The sequence below is a fragment of the Chryseobacterium sp. CH21 genome (assembly GCF_004119445.1).
Lineage (GTDB): Bacteria > Bacteroidota > Bacteroidia > Flavobacteriales > Weeksellaceae > Chryseobacterium.
Window position 1 is genome coordinate 65,962 of sequence record NZ_QICI01000044.1, and the last position, 24,683, is coordinate 90,644.

Sequence of the window (24,683 nt, forward strand, 5' to 3'; positions counted from 1 at the left end):
ATCAGCTTTAGTTTATAATGTTGTTAAACACTTGAGGAACTTCATATACATCTACTTTAAGGGATGACTGTGCAATGAAGTCATTAATATTAGTATTGGTATTACTTCCTATCTTAAGGGTATTACCGGAAGCCCCATAAGATCCTAATCTTGTACAGGCAACATCTACGGAATGGTTTCCTGTGCCAAGATTATCTACTATCCCGATTTGGGTATGGGTAAGAAACGGATATAAGCTATTGATTGCCTTTAAGTTCCTCTGTCTAAGATTCACCAGTTTTCCATCTACAAAAATACCACATGCATAATCTATTGAAGTATCCGCCGTTGTACCTGCTGTTCCGAAATCTGCCTGAACCACTGTTTCAAACTGGAAGTAAGCCTTACTTTGAGAACTGAATACGCTGATCGTCTTTGAGAGACCATCTATTTTTTTAAAATTCGGAAGGGTACTCAACTCTTTTCCTTTGGTAAAAGTAGCCCCTCTTGAAGTGAAGCCTACCGTAGAATCATCAGAGGATGTAAATGAAGCCCCTACTTTATCTGAAAAGGAGTTGTTGTAGATCAGATAAAACTTATTCGGTTCATATTCAGGAATACGTAGTGATTTCCAGATCGGTGGAAAACCTTCTCCCCTGGAAACCAGAAGCTGGTCATTATTCCCTTGGAATATCGTATTATCAGCGGTATTATAAACACCAATTTTGTTTCTGAAGTTGACATCTCCGTTTACGTCAAGTTTTGCTTTTGGAGCATCAGTTTTTATACCTACTTGAGCGGTTGCCAAAAGTCCCGTTGTAAAAAGCAGAGTTGATAATATTTTTTTCATCATTAGTTGTTTTTATAGCTCACGTATTCGATAACGTCTATTTTCAGGGTAGATTCCAGAGTAAACGCACTGGATACTCCACTTGAAGTCTGTACATTACGTCCGATTGCAAATTCTGAAGTTGAATTTGATGTATCAATCTTTCGGCATGCAATTTCAATATTGTGAACTCCTATGGGAACATTTTGTTCGGTATAATTAAGGGTGAAGATATAGTCCTGAAGACCATTTTTCCCGGAATTATTATTAGAGGCAATTCTATCCGGGCGCACAGCTACCAACAATCCATTTCTGAAAACACCGCAGGTAAATCTAACACTTTCTATAGTGGTAGAAGATTGCGCTTTCATTTCAACCCCCGTCTGAAACTGATAGGTGATTCTGTTTTTTCCGTTTTTGATAGTAAAGGTATTTTGAAGACCATCAATCTTTTTCCAATTCCCTTTTGCTGCATCAGTCACATTATCCCCCACTTTGTTTGTGTAGATATTATCACCGGCAACACCGTTAGACAGAGAGATTACACCCAACTGATCAGACGACAGATAAGAATTGATCAGCTTATACTGTCCCTCTTCCATAAAGGAAACGTTCAAAGATTTCCACACAGGAGGCAAACCCTCACCCTGAGAAACCAAAACCTGGCCGTTTAACCCAGCCCCGCCAGCCTGAGTTGAAGTCCCGCCTACTCTAAGTTCTTTTCTTAAGGTGGTTTTCCCATTCACATCAAGAACAGATTTCGGTTTCGCTGTACCGATTCCCACCTGTGCGTTGGCGTAGAAAGAAAGAAATCCAGCCGCGCAGCAATATATAATTTTTTTCATAATAAGGACTGCAAAGGTACGTAATGAAGCCCTAAAAATTCCAGTTATACATTCATAAACCTATAGAAATAAACACATTACAAGATAGAATTAATCACACGTAAAAGTAGAATTATTACTACATAACTCCACTTTCCATGTAGTGAAAATAAATTATAGCTACAAACCCTTACTGTTCGGGGTTTTACAGGATTTTTTTTATCATTGAAAAGTGACTTCAGACCCCTCAAAAAGAGCTTAATTCTCTTAAGCAGGAATATTACCAAATAAAAACATGATAAGAATCACAAAAAAAGCGCGCAAAAATTAAGATTTCTACGCGCTTTTTATCTTTATCATAATTTTATTTACAATAAATAAAAATTATAACTTAATTATGCTCAATAATAGCTTTCAACAGGATATTAACCTCATCCACGTTTTTCACCTTTTCTTTCCTCATCATCAGCTGATTACCTTCTTTTCCGGACTTTTCTTTAAGCTGAGCTTCGGCAGGATTTCGGGTTAAATAATTAATAATATGCCTGAATCTATCCGTCTGATAGAACTTATCCTGAGGGTTTCCAGGGAAGTATCCAAGGAACACTCCATTTTTCATAACAATCTTTTCAAAACCAATATCTGCTGCCAACCATTTCAGCGAAACACTCTTCAACAGGTTTACTGCTTCTTTTGGTAATGCACCAAAACGGTCAATCAATTCCAATTCAAATTGGTGAAGATCTGCCTCATTAGTAATTTCTGCAATTTTCTGATACAGCAATAATCTTTCTTCTGTATTGGAGATGTAGAAATCCGGCAACATCAATTCTAAATCTGTATCAATATTAACATCTTTCACAGATTTAAACAGCTTCTGCCTGTCTTCTTCATTATCGAACAGTTTTTCAAAATCAGCGTCATCTTTCAATTCTTCCAATGCTTCCTGCATTAGTTTCTGATAAGTTTCAAACCCCATTTCATTGATAAATCCACTTTGTTCAGCGCCCAAAAGATCTCCTGCGCCACGAATTTCAAGATCTTTCATTGCAATCTGGAAACCACTTCCCAAATCAGAAAACTGTTCAATAGCTTCCAAACGCTTTCTTGCATCGGAAGTCATCATATCATAAGGAGGTGTGATCAGATAACAAAATGCCTTTCTGTTACTACGTCCTACTCTTCCTCTCATCTGGTGAAGATCCGCCATACCAAATCTCTGTGCATCATTGATGAAAATAGTATTGGCATTAGGAACATCTACCCCACTTTCTACAATAGTCGTGGAAACAAGAACATCATACTTTCCTTCCATAAAATCAAGAACATTCTTTTCCAGCTGTTTTCCTTCCATCTGCCCATGCCCCGTAATCACTCTTGCATCCGGAACCAACCTTTGAATAAGCCCGGCAATATCTTTCAGATTTTCAATCCTGTTATTAATAAAGTAAACCTGCCCATCTCTTTGAAGTTCATAAGAAACAGCATCACGAAGTATTTCCTCACTGAATCCAATCAACTGAGTATCTACAGGCTGCCTGTTGGGTGGTGGTGTTTTGATAACAGACAAATCCCTTGCCGCCATAAGAGAAAACTGCAATGTCCTAGGGATAGGAGTTGCTGTCAGGGTAAGGGTATCCACATTATTCTTAAGTGTCTTCAGCTTATCCTTTACCGACACTCCAAATTTATGTTCTTCATCAATAATCAATAATCCAAGATCTTTAAACTTTACTGAACTGCTTGCCAGCTGGTGTGTTCCAATGATGATATCTACTTTTCCATTCTTTAAAGCATCTAACGTCTCAGATTTTTGTTTAGCCGTCCTGAATCTGTTGACATAAGCAACATTGACAGGAAAATCTTTCAACCTTTCTTTAAAACTTCTGTAATGCTGAAAAGCAAGGATCGTAGTAGGAACCAATACAGCAACCTGTTTACCATCTGTTGCCGCTTTAAATGCAGCGCGGATCGCAACCTCAGTTTTACCGAAACCTACATCTCCGCAAACAAGCCTGTCCATAACGGTATCAGCTTCCATATCTTTTTTACATCTATGGTAGCTTTTTCCTGATCCGGAGTATCTTCATAGATAAAGCTGGCTTCCAATTCGTTCTGCAGATAAGAATCCGGCGTATAGGCAAACCCTTTTGCCGTTTTTCTCTGCGCATATAATTGGATAAGGTCAAAAGCAATCTGTTTTACTTTAGCTTTTGTTTTCTGTTTTAATGATTTCCAGGTTGGAGAGCCAAGTTTACTCAGCACAATCTCCCTTCCATCCGGTCCGTTATATTTCGAGATTTTATGCAAAGAGTGAATACTTACATATAATAAGTCCCCATTTTTATAAGTTAGTTTAAAACATTCCTGAATCTTACCATCGTTATTTACTTTTACAAGCCCCATAAACTTCCCGATTCCATGATCAATATGGGCAATATAATCCCCTATTTTCAAGGACATCAAATCCTTCAGAGTAAGCTGCTCAGATTTTGCAAAGGTATTTTTTGCTTTATATCTCTGATAACGGTCAAAAATCTGATGATCAGTATAAACCAGCAATTTGTGCCCGTTATCTACAAACCCCTCATGAAGTTCAGACTTAAAACTTTTAAAAGGAAGCTCATGTTCAAGTTCCTCAAAAATAGATTCCAGTCTTTCTTTCTGCTTTTCCGTTGAAAAAGAAATCCATGTATCAAATCCGCTGTTTTGTTTTTCTTCGATATCTTCAATCAGCAGTTCAAAGTTTTTATGGAAAGATGGCTGTGGAGTCTGTTCCATTTTGACTTCTGTAATTTCTTTCAAGCCTTCAATGACTACTCCACCAAAATCAACCGTTTTAAATTTTTTATAATCAAATAAAAACTCCTGGTCTGAAATAAAAAGCTCCTGTGGCGTTCTGTGGGCAATATCTTTATTTAAAGTGTCATATTTTTCCAGAGACTTTTCATAGAATGTCCTTATCTTCTGCATTCCTATCATTCCGTTTTTAGAAACCACAAAGCTTTCATTAGGTAATAGCTGCAATAGAGACACTCTGCTTCCTGTTACAGAGAAGTTCATATTGGAAACCAGCTGAAAATCTTTTACTTTATCTACGGAAAGCTGAGTTTCAATATCAAAGGTTTTAATACTTTCCACTTCATTCCCGAAGAAGGTAATTCTGTAAGGTTTTTCATTTGAAAAAGAAAATACATCCACAATACCTCCTCTCACTGAAAACTCTCCCGGTTCTGAAACAAAATCAGCCTGCTGGAAATGATAGTGATTGAGCAATTCGTCTACAAAATCAAAATCCAGCTGATCCCCAACTTTTATATGATGAGAAATCGCTTTAAAGTCTTCTTTTTTCAAAACCTTTTCAGACAAAGCTCCGGCATAAGCCACAATAACTTTCGGAGATCTTCCGGAATTGATTTTATTGAGAACTTCAGTTCTTAAAACCAGATTCGCATTTTGTGTTTTTTCCACCTGATAAGGCTCAAGATGGGTCGCAGGAAAATACAACACCTTATCCTTACCCAGAAGGTCTTCCATTTCTGTATTGGCATATAATGCATCCTCTTTATCATCTACCAGGTAAAGAATATTTTTCTTTTGAACCAAAAAAAGCTCAGCTACAAAAATAGAAACTGAAGATCCGGCACTTCCTTTTACGGCAATATGCTGACTGTTTTCTAATTGTGTGAAAATTTCTTTCCCGAACTCTTTCTGCATCAGATCTGGAAGAAACTTTTCGTTAATGGATTTTAATTGCATAAATAGTATTGGTATAAACGACAAAAGCGATTTCGGGAGTTTTCCGAAACCGTTTACTGATATACAAAGGTACGGATATTTTTTTCTTTCTTTAAAAAACAGATTGATTTCATGATTCAAAATGAAGTATTTAGCTTGTAAATCTTAAATTTTTACAATTTTATCTAACAATTCGTTAAAAAAAATCAATTATTTCCCCATGGCATAGTGTTTGGGCCTTCCAGCCTAACCAAACATTAAGAATAGTATTATGAAAAAAGCAATTAAAATCTTAGGAGTGATGATGCTGTTGGTATTTACAGCAATGTCTTTTTCGTCGTGCAGCAAGGATGATGATCCGGTAAACAACGAATTTTTTGCAGGAACGTATAAAGGAAGTGTTTCTTATAAAGATGGAGGTTCTACCAACATCAGCACAGACAACGGAAGTGTATTTGTAACAAAGATCGCCAGCGGAACCAAGTATAATTTCGCTTTCTCGAACAGTATTCCGGATCTTAACGGAATAGAATTTAATCAGGAAGGAGATCACACTCTGGTAATGATAGGTTCTACCGCAACTTCTTATATCAGAATTGACAATAATGTTCTAAAAATTCTGTATGTCAAAGATGGCAAAACGTGGACAGCTAATTGTACGCGCTAGCCATGTCTATTTATATATTATGCAAGCCTGTCTCCATTTCTGAAGACAGGCTTTTTCATTGTAAATGAAGTGTTTTAATTTTTTTTTAAGCTGTAATAAACTTTAGTTAAGGTTGAAATTCTGAATTTTCTAGCCTGCTTTTTGTATATCTTTATTCAACTAAAAAAACAAACAATAATTCTTATGAAAAAATTCTTATCAGCAATGTCATTGATCCTTGGATTAGGACTTGCAACTGCTCAGCAAACTGCTCCCGCTACCAGTGCTCAGCCTCATCACCCTGCAAAAAGCACAGTGACTGCTGCTAAACCTGCAGAGGTAAAAGCGGCAAAACCAGCAGTAGATGCAAAAGCAGCTAAGCCTGCACAACCTGCTGCCAAAATGAAAAAAGACGGTACTCCAGATAAGAGATATAAAGAAAACAAACATCTTAAAAAAGACGGCACTCCGGATAAAAGATATAAAACAAACAAATAAGTACAACATTAACATATAGTTGTTATTTTCATAATCAAATTTCGAAAAAGCCGATGGAACTTGTTCTATCGGTTTTTTTTATGTGAAGCTTTGTAAAAAATGGTTCCAGATTCTATACTTATTTATAAATTTGACCCATGTTAAACTTCTTCAAGAAAAATGCGGCGCTTATCTGGGCAAAGAAACATGTTCAAAAAGCAGAAGATTTTAAAAAAAATGCAGAGAAAAATCAGGAGAACTTATTACTTTCTCTAGTGAACACGGCTCAAAAAACACTTTTTGGGCGGGAGCATGATTTTGAAAACATTCATTCTGTCAAAGAATTCCAGAGCAAAGTTCCTGTTGCCGATTATGAAGATCTGAAACCTTATATTGAAAGGGTAAAAAAAGGTCAGGCCAATATTCTATGGACAGACACTCCGGAATATTTTGCCAAAACTTCGGGAACAACTTCCGGATCTAAATACATTCCTATATCCAAGGAAGGAATGCCTTTTCAGATTGCCGGTGCTCAAAGTGCCTTATTTCATTATATCAGTAAAAAGAATAACGCCGACTTCGTAAATGGAAAAATGATTTTTCTGCAGGGAAGCCCGGAACTGGAAGAAGTTTTTGGAATAAAAACCGGGAGATTATCCGGAATTGTAGCCCATCATATTCCTAATTATCTTCAGAAAAACCGTTTACCAAGCTGGGAAACCAATATTATGGAAGACTGGGAAGCGAAAGTGGACAAAATTATTGAGGAAACGGAGCACGAAAACATGACCCTGATCTCAGGAATCCCGCCGTGGTTAATCATGTATTTTGAGAAATTGACAGAAAAACATGGTAAAAAATCAAACAGCTTTTTCCGAATCTCCAACTTATTGTTACCGGAGGGGTAAATTATGAACCTTATCGTGATAAAATGGAAGATTTACTGGGTGGGAAAGTGGATATTATTCAGACATTTCCAGCCTCTGAAGGTTTTTTTGCTTTTCAGGATGATTATACAAAGGAAGGATTACTACTATTAACCAATCATGGGATTTTCTATGAATTTATTCCCTTAGAAGAATATGGTAAACCTAACGCAAAAAGGTTAACATTAAAAGAAGTTGAGCTTAACAAAGATTATGCTCTGATCCTGACTACCAATTCCGGATTGTGGGCATATTCTATCGGAGATGTCGTGAGATTCACAAGCAAAGCTCCATACAGAGTATTGGTGAGTGGCAGAACAAAACATTTTACTTCCGCTTTCGGAGAACATGTAATTGCTTTTGAGGTGGAAGAAGCTATGAAAGCTACTCTTGAAAAGTATCCTGCCCAGATAACTGAGTTTCATCTTGCTCCTGAGGTAAATCCACAGGAAGGACTTCCTTATCACCAATGGCTGATCGAATTTGAAAAAGAACCCGAAAACATAGAATTATTCAAAAATGAACTGGATCAGCAGCTTAGAATAAGAAATACTTATTATGATGATTTGATTTCGGGAAATATTCTACAGAAACTTCAGATTACCCCACTTAAAAAGAATGCATTTCATGAATATGCAAAATCTCAGGGGAAACTGGGAGGGCAAAATAAAACACCGAGATTGGCTAATGACAGAAACATTGCAGATCTCTTGGAAATTTACAAAAATAATCATATTTTTTCAATTCCGAAAACGTATATTCGAAAAAAATTATAAATTTGAAAAACTAAAAGAAAATAATGAAAGCATCTGTACTGTTGAAATCGTCTTTACTAACATCTTTATTTGTTATTACATCTTGTGCTACTACAAAATACAGCGAAGATATTTCAAAAAACAATTACTCTAATCTTGAAGCCGGAAAGGTATACAAAGTAACTATGAGAGATGGCTCTCCGAAACAGACGATCCTCTTCAGAAACGTTGTTGGTGATAATCTTGTAGGGACAGCGGGTAAAAAAGACAGTACAGAAGTAGTGATTCCTAAAGCTAACGTAGCTGCTGTAAAAGACAGAAGAAAAGCAAGAATTGCTGCCGGCGCTACTATTATTGGTGCGGCAGGTGTCGCTGCCATTGTCTTGAGTTCTTCAAGAGCCGACTAAAATAGATTTTATCTTTTGAGATATATTTAATATATCTTTCAAAAATTGTCATATGGATAGTCCTAAATAAATTTTTAGGGCTATTTTTGTTCATGATTTCCTTTACCCCGTTACAAACATTACAAAATGTTGAGTTCAGAAATCTTCTCACCGGGAGATTTTTTATTGTTTTAGCTTTCAGAATGCTTGCCACTTTATTAGGTTGGTGGGTGTATCAATTAACAAAAGATCCTTTTTCAATAGGTCTTATCGGACTTTCAGAGGTGATTCCTGCAGTAAGCTGTGCGCTGTATGCCGGACATGTTATTGATATGAATGAAAAAAAGAGACTGCTTCTCATCTGCAATTACGCTTATATTTTTCTGATCGGATTACTACTGATCCCCGCATTCCTGGATGTAGAAATGCATTTCACAGGTCATCAGATCACCTACTACATTTATGGAGTTATCTTTTTTACGGGAATAGCAAGAGCTTTTATTGGACCTATTGTTCCTTCCATGATTCCTAAAATTGTAAAGAAAGAAAATCTACCCAATGCAGTGACACTGAATCAGGCAACTTTCCTGATATCTTCTGTATGCGGACATGCGGTAGGAGGTATCCTTATTGGATTTATCGGTGTAAAATGGACATTGGTTGCTATTTTAGCATTAATTTTTGTTGCCTCATTATTTTTCTGGCAGCTTCATAAACAGCATTCAGAATATAAAAAAGAAACGGTAAATGTGGTAGAAAGTATGCGTGAAGGAATCTCTTATATTTTTAAAACCAAAGAAATTTTAGGAGCATTATGTCTTGATATGTTCGCTGTACTTTTTGGTGGTGCAGTAGCCATGATCCCGGTATTTGCTACGGATATTTTAAATTCCGGAGCGGAAGGTTTCGGCTTACTGAATGCTGCTTCTGACATTGGTTCAATGTGTATTATTACAATTTTATCTATAGTTCCACTTCGAAAAAATCAAGGAAAAATACTTCTTGCTGTTGTTACCGGATTCGGGCTTTGTATCATTGGATTTGGGTTATCGAAATTATACTGGCTGTCTTTCATGTTCCTTGTGATGAGTGGAATGCTTGATGGAATTTCAGTGGTTATACGAGGTACAATTGTACAGTTAAAAACCCCTGATCATATCAGAGGGCGTGTTTTGAGCGTCAATTCAATTTTCATTATGTCCAGCAACGAAATGGGACAGTTTGAAAGTGGCGTTATGGCCAAATTATTAGGAGTTGTACGCTCAGTTGTATTTGGTGGTTGTATGACTGTTTTGGTGGCTTTAATCGTAGGAAGCACGAATCCTAAACTGAGAAAAATGCAATATTAACTTATTATTTTTCAACCCTTTTCAGATTTTAAACGAAACAAATCATAATTCGAAATACTTAAAAACAGAATAGAACGTTTTCTATTCTGTTTTTCGTTATATAGCTATTTTTTATAAGGTTAACATGATATTTACACTACAATTATTTATCGAAACAACCAATATCTTTACGATCTCCACATAATTGCATTGAAAAAATAAAATACAACATTAGAAACCAATATATTACTTTCATTAAATATATCTCAAAATCTTTAATTTAACGTTAATAATTTTTTATATTTGCTTGATAAAATATCCCCCTATGACTAAACTTTTACTAACTTTAAGCTTTTTCATTGCAAGCTGTTGGGTTGAAGCCCAAACTTTCACTGACAAAGCACTAACACAGAATGTCTTGCAGCTCAACAGCTCCAAGACGACCAATGATTTTGACAATCTTTTCAATAAATTTTCAGCAGCAAAAACGACTGAAACATGGCAGGCCAACTACTATGCTGTTGTTTCTTTATACCTTAAAAATGAAACTTTGCTAAAGAAAGCTCCAGGATCCAGCCTATTGGATGACAATGCTTTAGCCAGAAAAATAGCAACAGGAATATGGACTATACAGAGAGATAATGCTGAGGTAAACATATTGCTAGGCTTACTGTATTTTCAGAAAATACAGATTGATGGATCTCAAAACAATCAGCTGGATCTGAATGTGATCTCTCAAAGCATAGCAAAAGCTGAAGCAAACTCAAGCAATAATCCGAGACTTGCTGTTCTTCAAGCAAAAATTAAAGAAAAATCAGGAGATAAATCCAATGCCGACATTTTATACCAAAAAGCTTTAGTCGAATTTTCTAACCAAAATTCTGCAGATGGCAAATCTCCTTCATGGGGAAAGCAACTGGTACCCACTGTCCAATAATCTGGAAATAAAAAAATTAAAATGATCAACATGAAAAAATATCTACTCGTTTTTCTACTTTTCTTAGCTCAAGTGGCGTTTGGACAGCAAGACTGTATTTCCGCCATCCCGATATGCAGCGACGCAGCTATTTCTCTCACGCCTAACGGCTGGGGGAGTGTGAAAGAAGGCCAGGTAGGCTGTCTGGGTCCTAACGGAGAGAGTAACTCTATATGGCTTACTTTCAGTATAGAGACCGCAGGAACACTTACTTTTGTAGTAACTCCTACAGGTCCTACTGCAGTAGGGATTGACTACGATTTTGCTCTGTATGGCCCTAACTATAACTGTTCCAATACAACAGCTACTCCACTGAGATGTTCTTACGCCGGTGTTAATGCTAGTATAATCAACCCAACCGGGCTTAACATGACCTCTACTGATACAACCGAAGGTGGTGGTGGTGATGGCTACGTAAAATATATTGACGTACTGCCTGGGCAGGTGTATCATCTTCTTTTAAATAACTATTCTCCGCTGGTAGCTCCATTTACCTTAACTTTTGGAGGAACAGCTAAACTTCTTACTCCTTTTGATAATAACTCTGCGCAGGTTTATCAGCCCCATCCGTTTTTAGAGCCTGGCCCTACCCAAAATGGAGAAATCCCTGTATGTGGTAAAATTGTAAACTATGATTTTTCTACATTTTCTGCACAGATCATCAATGGTAACTCTAATTTTATTGTAAAATATTATGCTTCACCAACAGACGCATTAGATGATAACAATCCTATTACTGCCCCTACAAATATTAATGTGGCTAACAATTATACGTATGCCATCAGTTATGTTGATCCGAACAGCCCAACCAGCTTTTTAAATCAGTGTAGAGAATTTGGACAGATTAAATTCATTGATAAGTCTTTTACGTTAAACCCTGCCACGCTTACCTCTTGTAGTAATAACGGCTCAGGAACGGCAACGTATGATCTGTCTACAGCAACTGTAGGAGCAGCTCCCAATCATACATTAAAGTATTACCCTTCTATGTATGATCTTACAAATGGCACTAATGAGATTACCAATCCTTATGTCTTTGTTTCTGCTGAAGGGTCAGTTTTTGTAAAAGCAATCAACGAATTTGGATGTACAGCTTCCGCTGAAATTACCCTGAAATTCTATCCTTTGGTTACAGCTACAGATGCGTCAATAAGATCTTGTTTCATAGAATCAAACCCATCTACAGCGTTATTCAATCTTGCCAATGCTCCGGTTACAAGTCCTACAGGAACTGCAACCAAAAGATATTTCCCATCATTGACAGACGCCATAGATGCAACAAACGAAATTTTAACATTTAATAATTATATTGCTCCAAATGGCTTTGTATATGTGAGAGTATCAGACACCCGTGGATGTTATACTGTTGCAAAAATTACTTTAACGGTAATTGCTCCTGTAACATCAAGTGTTCTGAAAGACAAAATCATCTGTATGGAAGATACTACAACTCTTGATGCAGGTCCTGGATTCAGCAGCTATGAGTGGAGCACAGGAGCAACTACGCAATCTATCAAAAATGTTGGAGTAGGAAATTACTGGGTAAAACTAAAAACAGGAGAATGTATCGCTACTCAAAAAGTAACAGTATATCCTTCTGAGCAGCCAGTGGTAACAGGGGTGGATGTTTCCAACACAACTCTAACAATTAATGTAATAGGAGGAACACCGGATTACCAGTACTCTATGGATAAAATTCTGTGGCAGACCTCTAACACTTTCTCTAATATCGCAAGAGGAACTTACAAAGTATATGTAAAAGATGCTTACGATTGCGATCCTATTGAAGTGACAATAGTGGTTCCTAACCTTATCAATATGATTACTCCCAACGGAGATGGCGTGAATGATGTTGTAGATTATTCTGCAATAGCAGACAAACAGAACCTTGTTTTAAGTATCTTTGACAGATATGGAACAAAAATACATCAGGGAGACAAATCTAACGGATACAAATGGGATGGAACTATTGCCGGGAAGAAAATCCCGACAGGTACCTATTGGTATTCTGTAACATGGAATGAGAATGACAAAAAGAATACTCCTTTCAAGTTTTCAGGATGGATTGTTGTAAAAAACAGAGAATAATCATCATATAAGAAGTGAAAGCCGCTTTGGCGGCTTTTTCTTTTACAAATCATAGAAAAAAAATTATTGATTTCAGTTTGGTTTAACAAAAACTTTTAACAATGAAAAAAATACTACTCCTTTTTATTTTATTGATAACACAATTGGCTTACTCACAGTCAGACTGTGTCACGGCAATCCCTATCTGTGGTAACTCTGACATTTCTTACACCCCTTCAGGCCCGGGGAATATTATAGAAATTCTTAACCAAAACGGAGGATGTCTTAGTACCAATGAACGATATACCGTTTGGTATACCTTCACCGTATCCACACCAGGAACACTGGCATTTAAAATAAAACCTAACGATCAGGGGGATGATTATGATTTTGCAGTCTATGGACCTACAGCAAATGGCTGTGCTTCTTTACAGAATGCAGATCACGTATTCATCCAGCCAATAAGATGTAACTATAGCGGAACTCCGGGAGACACAGGCCTGGATCTTGCTCTTGCCCCTCCTGCCGTATTCCCTACCAACCCTCCAGGTACTACAGCAAGTATGAATAATGGTAAATGGAGCCCTTATCTGGATGTATTAGTAGGTCAAACATATTATTTGGTGATTGACAACTTCAGTAGATCCACCAATGGATTTTCTTTAGAATGGTCAGGTACTGCAAGCTTAAGTTCTGCATTTAACGACCCTGTTCTCTCTCCTAACCCATTTATCGCTCCGGGAATTCCGGGAGCTACTCCTACTGATCCTAACCAGGTGATGGTTTGTGCATTACCTACCCAGTTTGATTTTACAACACTTACTGCGGCAATTATTAATGGCAACAGCTCTAATTTTAAGGTTACCTACCATAAAACAACCAATGATGCCCTTACAGGACAAAACCCTCTTACGGTAACAACTGTAGACGGAACAACAACATATTATTACAGAATTGTATACCAAGACCCAACTAACCCTAACAATCCTATCAACGGATGTTTCATAACAGGGAAATTTAAGTTTGTAAATGTAGGTATCTCAGCAAACACAGCCACTCTATATTCGTGTAATAATAATGGAGCAGGTACTGCAAAATATAACTTAACAACAGCCAATGTATTTGGCGGCCCCGGAGCAACCATTAAGTACTATGCTACTATTGCTGACATGAATGCAGGAATCAACGAAATTACGGATCCTGCGAACTATGTTTCTCCGGAAACAACTATATATGTAAAAGTAGTTTCTACTTTCGGATGTATAGCAACCACTACAATCAGACTATTGTTCTATCCAACAGTTGTATTAAAAGATGCCGTAATCCAAAACTGTTATATTGATAATGATGTTACCCGTTCAACATTCGATCTTTCTAAAGCTGATATTGGCGTAGCAGTTCCAACACCTACGGGAACGATTATTAAATATTACACATCAGTAGCTGATGCCAAAGCACAGACTAACCCAATTACAACACCATTAAATTATCTTTCAGAAAGCAAAACAGTATATGCAAGGGTAGATAATGACAAACAGTGTTATTCAATTGCCAAAATAGAACTGAAAGTACTTCCTCCAGTAAAATCGGCAGTATTAAAAGACAAAACAATTTGTGCTGAAAGCAAAACAACTTTGGATGCTGGCCCTGGATTTGTCAGCTACGAATGGAGCACCGGAGAAACAACACAATCTATCAACAATGTACCAGTAGGGGTATATTGGGTAAAACTTCAAACCGGAAAATGTTTCACTCTTCAGGAAGTACGTATACATGCGAGCCTTCAGCCTGTAATTTCAGGAATAGAAATATCAAATAACAACATTACAGTTACTGCTACAGGCGGAGTTCCTCCTTATAAATATTCTGTAGATGGTATCAAATGGCAGGATTCTAATACATTCACCGGGCTTCCAAGAGGAGAGAATACCATCTATGTAAAAGATACTTACAACTGTACTCCTATCCAGGTGACCGTTACCGTTCCTAATCTTATTAACGCAATCACACCTAATGGAGACAACATCAATGATGTTATTGACTATTCCGCATTGACATACAAGAAAAATCTTATCTTCATTGTGTATGACAGATATGGAAACAAACTTCATGAAGCCAATAAAATGAGAAATTTCTCTTGGGACGGAACAGCCTTTGGTAAGAAAATTCCAACTGGAACTTACTGGTATACCATCTCTTGGAATGAAGACAATAAAAACAATACCGAAACTAAATATTCAGGATGGGTATTGGTAAAAAATAAAGAATAGGTTTCACTAAATCTTTCTAAAAAATCACCCCAGACCGGGGTGATTTTTTTTATCAACACAACCAACCTCCTGTCTACAGCATTTTCCGAAAGACTGCTAACAATTTGTTGAATACTATTTTTTATTATTTTTTAAATAAACTATCTTTGCACCATGGCGCAGAAAGAAACATTATCATCCCTGACACACGGAAACTTTGCAAAAGAATTGTCTATTGCGGATGGAAAAATGCCTCCCAATGCAGTGGATTTCGAAAGACTTGTTATCGGAACTTTTTTGATTGACAAAAAAGGTCTTGACCATTCCATTGACCTTCTCACCCCGGAAGTATTCTATGACCCGAGACATCAGGTCATCTTTTCTACCATCCTGAAACTTTATGAGGGAAACCAACCGGTAGACTTAATGACGATTATTCAGAATTTAAAAAAAGAAGATAAACTAAGCCAGGCAGGAGGTGACCACTATATCATTGACCTGACGATGGGGGTAAGTTCATCTGCCCATATTGAATATCATGTACGTGTTATTCTTGAAAAATACATTTTAAGAAGCCTTATTAATGTTTCCGCTAACGTTATTGATTCCTCCTACAAAGAATCAACGGATGTTTTTGAACTTTTGGACAAAGCAGAACAATCCTTTTTCGAAATCACCAACGGAACGATCAAGAAGGGATTTGATACAGCCAATTCATTGGTAAAACAGGCTATTGATACTATTAAATCTTTAAAAGATAAAGAGGGGCTTTCAGGGGTTCCTTCAGGATTCCGAGATGTAGACAAGGAAACCGGTGGATGGCAGAATTCTGACCTTATCATTATTGCCGCCCGTCCCGCGATGGGTAAAACAGCATTCCTTCTTTCCATGGCAAGAAATATTGCGGTAGGCCACAAAGTCCCTATGGCTCTTTTCTCTCTCGAGATGGCATCTGTACAGCTGATCACCAGAATGATTGCTTCCGAAACAAGGATTTCTTCTGAGAAATTAAGAAAAGGAACTTTGGATGATGAAGAATGGCAGAGACTATTCTCCAATGTATCTGAATTGGAAAATGCTCCTTTATATATTGACGAAACACCTTCCCTTTCCATCTTCGACTTCCGTGCAAAATGCCGAAGACTGGTAATGCAGCATGGAGTAAGAATCATCATGGTCGATTACCTTCAGCTGATGACAGCAGGAAGCAGCGGCGGAAAAGGAGTCGGAAACCGTGAACAGGAGATCTCCATGATTTCCCGTTCATTAAAAGCCATTGCTAAAGAACTTAACGTTCCGGTAATTGCCCTTTCCCAGCTTTCAAGAAGTGTGGAAGCCCGTCCCGGAAAAAGACCTCAGCTTTCTGACCTGAGGGAATCCGGAGCGATTGAGCAGGATGCGGATATTGTATCTTTTATCTTCAGACCGGAATATTATAAAATTACCGTTTGGGATAATGATGAAGAGGGACAGGAAACCTCTACGGAAAACCAGGCTGAGCTGATCATTGCAAAGCATAGAAATGGTGCTACTGCGGATGTCAGATTATCTTTCTTGAAACATTTTGCAAAATTCGGGGATATTGAAGCAGCAATGGATGGTGCCGGAGGCGGATATCCTTCCAACTTTGGAGAACCGAGTGGCTTTGACAAAATTAAAACAACAATTCAGCCAGGGGCAGCATTTGACCTTCCGGACAGCTCAAAACTTTCAGGTTCATCAATGAATGACTTTGATGATGATGATGATTTCCCGTTTTAAAATAAGGGAATTTAAACCCAATTCAGTTTAATTTTACATAACTCAACTTTTAAAAAGCAGACTTGAGAATCGAAATTTATACCGACGGGGCTTGCAGCGGAAATCCGGGAAAAGGCGGATATGGAATTCTCATGCGTGTTCCTGAAAAAAACTATCAGAAAACATTTTCCAAAGGTTTTCGAAAAACCACCAACAACAGAATGGAACTTCTGGCCGTCATCACTGCACTGGAAAAATTGAAATCAACAGAAAATGAGATCCATGTGTATACTGACAGCAAGTACGTATCTGATGCAATCAATCAAAACTGGATTGCAGGATGGATCAAAAGAGGCTGGAAAAATGTGAAGAACCCGGATCTCTGGAAAAAATTCGTTGAACTGTATCATAAACATACCCCTAAAATGCATTGGGTAAAAGGACATGCGGGTCACTTTGAAAACGAGCTCTGCGATAAACTAGCCGTGGCTGCAGCCAATTCTACGGATCTTGAAATTGACACCTATTTTGAGGGGCTCGACTCCAATTCTCTTTTTTAGGCTTATTTAAAACAAATCCAAAGCGCCCGCTCAACATTTACCATTTCAACAGAAGAAATAAGTTTTATTAAAAAATAATTAAAATTTTTAACAGATTTAACATTAAATACATATTATTTAATTGGGATTTAATATCTTTACACATTAATCTAAGTCCCATCTACATGAATAAAAATCTATTATTGTATTTATCTGTTTTTTTACTCTGTATAGCCGGGAAGTCCTCCGCCCAGACTTATCAGCTTATCGGAAACCCAGTGACTACTACTGGATGGACGATGGTCTCGCCTACTCAGGTAAACACAGATTTCATCCAGCTCACTCCGGATACCAACAACCAATCTGGTTCTATCAGGCTGAATGATCCAATCAACTTAAAATATTGTGACAAATGGAGAGTGGAATTCGATTTCAGAATGGATTCCAACCAAACCTCAAACGGAGATGGAATTGCCTTCTGGTATCTGGCTAATCCCCCGGTTGCAAGTGTATTAGGCTCAGGTCTTGGGGTATCTCAAAATGCAGTAGGACTTGTCGTAGGACTTGATACTTACAACAATACCACAACCGCAACAATGAGTAAAGTACACGTTGCTTACGGACAGGTTCAAAATACAACCGACACCAATAACGTTGAATTCTTCAATGTTCCGGGAAGCTCCTTTCACTCCCCTGATTTAAATACCACCCAACCTTTCCAGGGAGCAACTTTCAAACACGTAGAAGTGACAGCTCAGGTAGATCCTGCCGCTCCTACCAACTGGATTATCAAAATAACCATAGATGGTAATGTAATTTGTAACCAGTCTTTTGCTCCTTCGGGCACGGCTGCTGCAATGACCGTAGGATATTTTGGATTTTCAGCATCTACAGGAGGAGCAAGATCAAGACATTCTATTAAAAATGTAAAAATTTATACTGATAAAGTTCCTATTCTACAGAATTCAGCAACACAATCTTTCTGTCCTAATCCTACAACAGGATATGGATCTGTAAACCTGACGACTTTCAATTCGCAATTTGTAAGCAACCCTTCGAATTATACATTTACGTATTATCCTTTTGGCAGCTCAACACCTATTGCCAATCCGACCAATTATCAGTTCAATGCTAATGCAACTGTTACCGTTGTTATTAAAGATAATGCAGGGCTCCTTTGTGATAATCCGGATGGTAAAATCTTATTGGTTCTGGCCCCTTTCAAAGCTGAAGATAAAACCATTACGGTATGTAATAACAACAAAGCGGGAACTGCCGCTTTCAATCTGAATACTGCACCCGTTACTACCGTTCTGGGAGTGACTAAAAAATACTACAAAACGCTGGCAGACCTCAATGCAGATATGAATGAGATTCAAAACCCTGACAATTACATATCTGCTCCCGGAGTAGTTTATGCAAAAGTAACAACCCCTCAGGGATGTACAGGTTCTGCAAAGATTACACTGGCATTTTATGCAGATACCCCCGTAAAAGAAGCTACTTTAAGATCATGCTTCATTGAAAATAATATCACGAGTGCTATCTTTAATTTAACTTCGGCAGACGTTACCTCTTTAGGAACTGGTGCCGCAAAAAATATTACAGTTCTATAGCGAATGCCTTAGATGGTGTGAATGAAATTATGAATCCTCTTCAGTATTTATCTACAAGCACTGCTGTGTATGCAAAAGTTACTGATGCCAACGGATGTTTTAATATTGCTAAAATCAATCTTATTGTATTGCCGCCTGTGACATCTTCCGTTCTGAAAGACAAAACCATTTGTATTGGTGAAAAAACAGATCTGGATGCAGGCCCTGGATTTAATGGCTACGAATGGAGCACTGGAGCAACTACCTCATCTATAAAGGATGTAGGAGTGGGAACTTATTGGGTAAAACTTAAAACCGGTAATTGTATCACTACGCAAATCGTCAATGTAAAAGCATCTGCAAATCCTGTGATCTCCAGCATTGATATTGACAACAACACAATAACTGTAAATGCAGCAGGAGGAACTCCTCCCTACCAATTTTCTTTGGACGGAGTCAACTGGCAGACCAGCAATATATTCACAGGACTGGCAAGGGGAGAAGTAAGAGTATATGTAAAAGATTTTTACAATTGCACACCTGTTGAAGTTCAGATTACCGTACCAAATCTGATTAACGCCATTACACCAAACGGCGATAACGTAAACGATTTCATTGACTATTCAGCACTCGCTTATAAGAAAAACCTCATCTTCATTGTCTACGACAGATATGGTAATAAACTATACGAAGCTGGCAAAATGAGAAACTTCACTTGGGACGGAACCGCTTCCGGTAAAAAAGTTCTTACAGGAACTTACTGGTACACCATCTCATGGAACGAAAACAATAAAGACAATACTGAAACTAAATACTCAGGCTGGGTATTGGTTAAAAACAGAGAATAAATTTTACTATCAGAAACTACCTCATTTGGGGTAGTTTCGGTATTAAAAAAAGGATCTGCCCAATCAGAGATTGGGAATTGACATTCCTTTTATCACCAATTCAAACATAAAAAACAATTTTAAATCTAAGATTAAGTATAACATCACAATCCATCCACTATGAAAAAAGATATACTCATTTTTGTACTGACTATCTTATTATGCTTGCCGGGAAGATTATTTTCACAAACCTACCAACTTACCGGAAACCCTGTAAATACAACGGGCTGGGATCTTGTCTCTGATGCTATCGTAAGCGGAGACTTTGTAAGACTTACAACGGATCAGACCAGCAAATATGGAGCGGTAAAATTATCCACCCCAATCACCCTTAGCTATTGTGATAAATGGAAAGTGGAATTCGACTTCAGAATTGACGGAAATGGAACCACACAGTTCGGAAAAGGAGACGGTTTTACTTTCTGGTATCTTGCCAATCCACCAACAGGTTTCGTATCAGGAGGAGGATTAGGTATTCCTGCCAATGCTTCCGGATTGATGGTTGGTTTTGATATTTTCAACAATACCACAGAAGGCCAGATGAGTAAAGTTCACATCCTTTATGGCACTAATAATACAGCAGGTAACAATATTGAATACAATACTACGCCTGGAAGCACATTCCACTCTCCGGACCTTATTGCCACTCAGCCATTTGTAGGAGATACTTACAGACACGTTGAAGTAAATGGAGAAACAGATCTTACCAACCCAACAAACTGGATTATCAAAGTTAGAATCAACGGGGTACTTATTGTAGACCAGTCTTTTGCTCCTTCCGGAGGTGCCGTAGGAATGTCACAAGGATATTTTGGTTTCTCTGCAGCAACCGGAGGTGCCAGTGCAAGACATTCTATTAAAGACGTAAAAGTTTTCGTGGATAAGGTTCCTATCTTAAGCAATACTGTAACTCCATTCGTTTGTACAAATCCAGCAACTGGAAATGGCACAGTAGACCTTACTTCTTATAATTCTCAATTTGTAAATAATCCTGGAAATTATATTTTCACTTATTACGTATTGGGAAGTTCTACTCCTATTGCTAATCCTACAGCTTTCCAGTATTCAGGAAATACTACTATAAAAGTCATCGTAAAAGACCCAAGCTCCACTCTTTGTGATAATGGTGACGGAGTTATTCAGCTTAACCCCACTCCATTTGCAGCAACGGATGCCACTCTTACCGGGTGTAATAACAACAATGCTGGAACAGCAACCTTTGATCTTAACTCTGCAGCTGTCACCACTGTTGCTGGAGTAACCAAGGAATTCTATCCTACATTATATGATCTTAATAATGGCACAAACCTGATTACAAATCCATCTGCTTATGCTTCCGCTGCAGCAACAATATATGTAAAAGTAACAACCCCTCAAGGCTGTGTAAGTACATCTAAAGTTACCCTGAACATTTATCCTGTTGTAGTTGTGAATGATGTTGAGATCAAATCATGTTTTATTGAGACCAATCCATCTATGGCTTCTTTCAATCTTGTAGCAGCTGTAGTTTCTCAAGGTGGACTCACAAAAGAATATTATCCATCATTAACTGATGCTATCAGTGGAACTAACGCAATTTCAACTCCAACGGCATACATTGCTCCTAATGGAGTAGCTTATATTAAAGTTTTCAGTGCAAATGGATGTTATGCTATTGCTAAAGTTACTTTAACGGTAATACCTCCTGTTTTCTCAAGAACTCTGCATGATCAAACCATCTGTATTGAAAACACAACAACATTAGATGCTGGAGCTGGTTTCAAAAGCTACGAATGGAGCACCGGAGCTACCACTCAATCCATCAAGAATGTAGGAGTTGGTACTTATTGGGTAAAACTTAAAACCGGAGATTGTATCGCTACACAGAAAGTAACCGTATACCCTTCTGACAATCCGGTTATTACCACTGTTGATATTTCAGGAAGCACAGTAACGATATATGCTAATGGCGGAACTCCTCCTTATCAGTATTCTATGGATAATATCAATTGGCAGGATTCCCATATATTTACCAACATTGCCAGAGGAGAAGCTAAAGTATATGTAAGAGACGGATACAATTGTATTCCTGTTGAAATCAATATCACAGTTCCTAATCTTATCAATGTGATTACGCCTAATGATGATGGTATTAATGATTTTGTAGATTATTCTGCATTAGCCAATAAACAAAATCTGGAAATAGCAATTTTTGACAGATATGGCTATAAAATGTTCCAGGCAGATAAAACCAATGGCTACAAATGGGCAGGTACCACCAATGGAAGCAAAAAAGTTCCTACAGGAAATTACTGGTATTCTGTTTCATGGAATGAAAATAATAAAAACAGTACTCCGATAAAATTCTCAGGCTGGATTGTTGTAAAAAACAGAGAATAATTACACTTTCCAACACATCAAAAGAATCACCCCGACAGCCGGGGTGATTTTTTGTATAAACAGGCAGGAGATATTTCATTTTAAAAGCGCTTTATTCGTATTCAATTCTTAAATTTGTGCTATGAATTATTTGGAAGCTTTAAGCAGAAGATATTCTGTAAAAAAATTCAATCATCAGATTATTCCTCAGGAAACTCTTCACAACATTCTTGAGTCAGGAAAACTGTCTGCCAGTTCGCTGGGACTTCAACCCTATAAAATTGTGATTGTTGAGAGTGAGGAAATGAAGCAGAAACTGATTCCGGCTTTCTATAATCCTTCTCAGATTTCTACCTGTTCTCATCTTATTGTTATTATTTCAAAAAAAATCATTGAAGAGAATTATATCCGGGGTTATTTTAATCATATTTCTGAAGTAAGAGATACTCCTGTTGAAAAACTGGACCCATTTAGAAACAGTATTAATCAGCATATTACACAAAAAACACAGGATGAAATTTTCAATTGGGCAGAAAAACAGTCTTATATAGTATTAGCCAATCTTATGTATGCGGCGGCTATTGAAAATATAGACTCTTGTCCTATGGAAGGTTTCCGTCAGGAACTGATAGAAGAAATTCTAGATATCAATCCTGAAGCAGAAAAAGTAACCGTTACCCTCGCTTTAGGCTACCGTTCTGAAGAAGACCTCTTCCAGCACATGAAAAAAGTAAGAAAACCAAACGAAAAATTGTTTAAATTTATTTAATATTTTAAACGATTGTACCTAAAGTAAGCATATGATAAAAGCGGATGTATTAGTAATCGGTTCCGGCATTTCCGGACTTTCCTATGCCATTAAAGTTTCTGAACAGCTCCCTGATGCCAAAATCATTATTGTAACAAAATCTGACGAAGACGAAAGCAACACCAAATATGCACAAGGCGGTCTGGCTGTCGTTACAGATTTCCAGAACGATAATTTTCAAAAGCATATTGATGACACCATGCGTGCCGGAGACGGAGAAAATAAGCGTGATGTTGTAGAGATGGTGGTAAGAGAAGCCCCTGCAAGGTTCAACGAAATTGTAGAATGGGGTGCTCAGTTCGATATGAAGAACGGCAAATTTGCTTTAGGAAGAGAAGGAGGCCATACTGAAAACAGAATCGTCCACCACAAAGATATCACAGGTTTTGAGATTGAGCGTGCTTTACTGCAAACAGCCAATAGCAGCCCGAATATTGAAATCCTTGATCATCATTATGTCATAGATATTATTACACAGCATCATGTTCCCGGAAAAGAACTCAATGAAGGAGATATCCATTGCTATGGTGCCTATATTTTGGATGAAAAGTCCAAAACAATCAAAAAAATCACGTCTAAAATAACACTGGTTGCCACAGGAGGTGCCGGACATGTTTATAAAAATACAACCAACCCAACCATTGCCACAGGAGACGGAATTGCTTTTGTAGCCCGTGCAAAAGGAATGGTTTCCAATATGCAATATTATCAGTTTCACCCAACAGCTTTGTACAGCAAAATGGATGGAATGTTGTTTTTAATTTCAGAAGCCGTTCGTGGAGACGGAGCAAAATTAAGAACCAAAAGAGGCGAAAAATTCATGCATAAATATGATGAGCGTGAAGAACTAGCATCAAGAGATATTGTAGCAAGAGCAATTGACGCCGAAATGAAAATTACCGGAGACGAATTTGTAGGTTTGGATTGCAAGGAAATGAATCATGAAAAATTCCTGGAACATTTCCCGAATATTTATAAGAAATGCAAAGACGAAGGAATTGATCCATTTACCCAATTAATCCCTGTGGTACCCGCCTGTCATTATCTGATGGGAGGAATTGAAGTAGACAGGGACGGACAGTCTTCCATCAGAAATCTTTTCGCGGTAGGAGAATGTACCAATTCAGGATTACATGGCGCTAACAGACTTGCATCTAACTCATTGTTGGAAGGTTTAGTTTTTGGACATAATGCTGCTATGAAAACAGGAGCACTTCTGAATGAAAACAGTTTCAACTTTGATGATCTGAAAGCCGTTCCGGAATGGAATGAAGAAGGAATGAAAATCATGGACGAAATGGTGATCGTGAGCTACCTCAGAAAACAGCTTCAGGAAATGATGAGCGATCTTGTAGGTATTGTAAGAAGCAACAGACGTCTTAATATGGCGTTGCAGAAACATCAGGAGATTGCAGCCGCTGTTGACGAAATCTACCACTACTCTATTCTTTCTCCACAACTTTCAGAATTAAGAAACTTAACAACAGTTGCCCACCTCATTATTACCCAATCTATGGAAATGACAGAGAACAAGGGAGCATTTTATAATAAAGATTTAGTCTAAAAGCATCACACA

The 24,683-nt window shown here is 37.7% G+C and carries 16 protein-coding genes and 2 pseudogenes; 15 read left to right on the forward strand and 3 right to left on the reverse strand.

Annotated features, from left to right (window positions below; genetic code table 11):
- Positions 1-7: 7 nt before the first annotated feature.
- The 3 genes and pseudogenes from BOQ62_RS08170 to mfd all read right to left on the reverse strand — a co-directional run bounded on the left by BOQ62_RS08170 (position 8) and on the right by mfd (position 5,391).
- Complete coding sequence (locus BOQ62_RS08170) at positions 8-829, reverse strand: hypothetical protein (protein ID WP_228413820.1); 822 nt, start codon at positions 827-829, stop codon at positions 8-10.
- A gap of 2 nt (positions 830-831) precedes the next feature.
- Complete coding sequence (locus BOQ62_RS08175) at positions 832-1,653, reverse strand: hypothetical protein (protein WP_129038559.1); 822 nt, start codon at positions 1,651-1,653, stop codon at positions 832-834.
- Between the two features lie 370 nt (positions 1,654-2,023).
- A pseudogene (gene mfd, locus BOQ62_RS08180) lies at positions 2,024-5,391 on the reverse strand (transcription-repair coupling factor).
- 250 nt (positions 5,392-5,641) lie between these two features.
- Between mfd and BOQ62_RS08185 the strand changes: the two are divergent.
- From BOQ62_RS08185 to nadB, 15 genes and pseudogenes are all read left to right on the forward strand, one after another.
- Positions 5,642-6,037, forward strand: a complete 396-nt coding sequence (locus BOQ62_RS08185; protein WP_129038561.1) for a hypothetical protein — start codon at positions 5,642-5,644, stop codon at positions 6,035-6,037.
- Positions 6,038-6,220: 183 nt separating this feature from the next.
- Positions 6,221-6,514 (forward strand): hypothetical protein, encoded by a 294-nt coding sequence (locus BOQ62_RS08190; protein ID WP_129038563.1) that lies wholly within the window; start codon positions 6,221-6,223, stop codon positions 6,512-6,514.
- Positions 6,515-6,651: 137 nt separating this feature from the next.
- Positions 6,652-8,195 (forward strand): annotated as a pseudogene (locus BOQ62_RS08195) (GH3 auxin-responsive promoter family protein).
- A 23-nt stretch (positions 8,196-8,218) separates the two neighbouring features.
- Positions 8,219-8,581, forward strand: coding sequence for a hypothetical protein (locus BOQ62_RS08200; protein WP_129038565.1), 363 nt, complete (start codon positions 8,219-8,221; stop codon positions 8,579-8,581).
- Between the two features lie 92 nt (positions 8,582-8,673).
- The gene (locus BOQ62_RS08205) at positions 8,674-9,909 is read left to right on the forward strand and encodes an MFS transporter (protein WP_129038567.1); all 1,236 of its coding nucleotides are present in this window, start codon (positions 8,674-8,676) and stop codon (positions 9,907-9,909) included.
- 304 nt (positions 9,910-10,213) lie between these two features.
- Positions 10,214-10,825 (forward strand): hypothetical protein, encoded by a 612-nt coding sequence (locus BOQ62_RS08210; protein ID WP_129038569.1) that lies wholly within the window; start codon positions 10,214-10,216, stop codon positions 10,823-10,825.
- Positions 10,826-10,855: 30 nt separating this feature from the next.
- Complete coding sequence (locus tag BOQ62_RS08215) at positions 10,856-12,952, forward strand: T9SS type B sorting domain-containing protein (protein WP_228413822.1); 2,097 nt, start codon at positions 10,856-10,858, stop codon at positions 12,950-12,952.
- Between the two features lie 101 nt (positions 12,953-13,053).
- A complete protein-coding gene (locus BOQ62_RS08220) occupies positions 13,054-15,201 on the forward strand; it encodes a T9SS type B sorting domain-containing protein (RefSeq protein WP_129038573.1) in 2,148 nt (715 codons plus the stop codon).
- A 153-nt stretch (positions 15,202-15,354) separates the two neighbouring features.
- The gene (gene dnaB / locus BOQ62_RS08225) at positions 15,355-16,941 is read left to right on the forward strand and encodes a replicative DNA helicase (protein ID WP_047376434.1); all 1,587 of its coding nucleotides are present in this window, start codon (positions 15,355-15,357) and stop codon (positions 16,939-16,941) included.
- 62 nt (positions 16,942-17,003) lie between these two features.
- Positions 17,004-17,480: a ribonuclease HI gene (gene rnhA, locus BOQ62_RS08230; RefSeq protein WP_129038575.1), complete on the forward strand. Its 477-nt coding sequence runs from the start codon at positions 17,004-17,006 to the stop codon at positions 17,478-17,480.
- A 164-nt stretch (positions 17,481-17,644) separates the two neighbouring features.
- Positions 17,645-19,075: a lectin-like domain-containing protein gene (locus BOQ62_RS23050; RefSeq protein ID WP_228413824.1), complete on the forward strand. Its 1,431-nt coding sequence runs from the start codon at positions 17,645-17,647 to the stop codon at positions 19,073-19,075.
- Between the two features lie 29 nt (positions 19,076-19,104).
- A complete protein-coding gene (locus BOQ62_RS23055; RefSeq protein WP_228413826.1) occupies positions 19,105-19,902 on the forward strand; it encodes a T9SS type B sorting domain-containing protein in 798 nt (265 codons plus the stop codon).
- A 159-nt stretch (positions 19,903-20,061) separates the two neighbouring features.
- Positions 20,062-22,320: a T9SS type B sorting domain-containing protein gene (locus BOQ62_RS08240; protein ID WP_129038576.1), complete on the forward strand. Its 2,259-nt coding sequence runs from the start codon at positions 20,062-20,064 to the stop codon at positions 22,318-22,320.
- A gap of 121 nt (positions 22,321-22,441) precedes the next feature.
- Complete coding sequence (locus tag BOQ62_RS08245; RefSeq protein WP_105700562.1) at positions 22,442-23,068, forward strand: NAD(P)H-dependent oxidoreductase; 627 nt, start codon at positions 22,442-22,444, stop codon at positions 23,066-23,068.
- Positions 23,069-23,099: 31 nt separating this feature from the next.
- Complete coding sequence (gene nadB, locus BOQ62_RS08250; RefSeq protein WP_129038578.1) at positions 23,100-24,671, forward strand: L-aspartate oxidase; 1,572 nt, start codon at positions 23,100-23,102, stop codon at positions 24,669-24,671.
- The last annotated feature ends 12 nt before the right edge of the window (positions 24,672-24,683 follow it).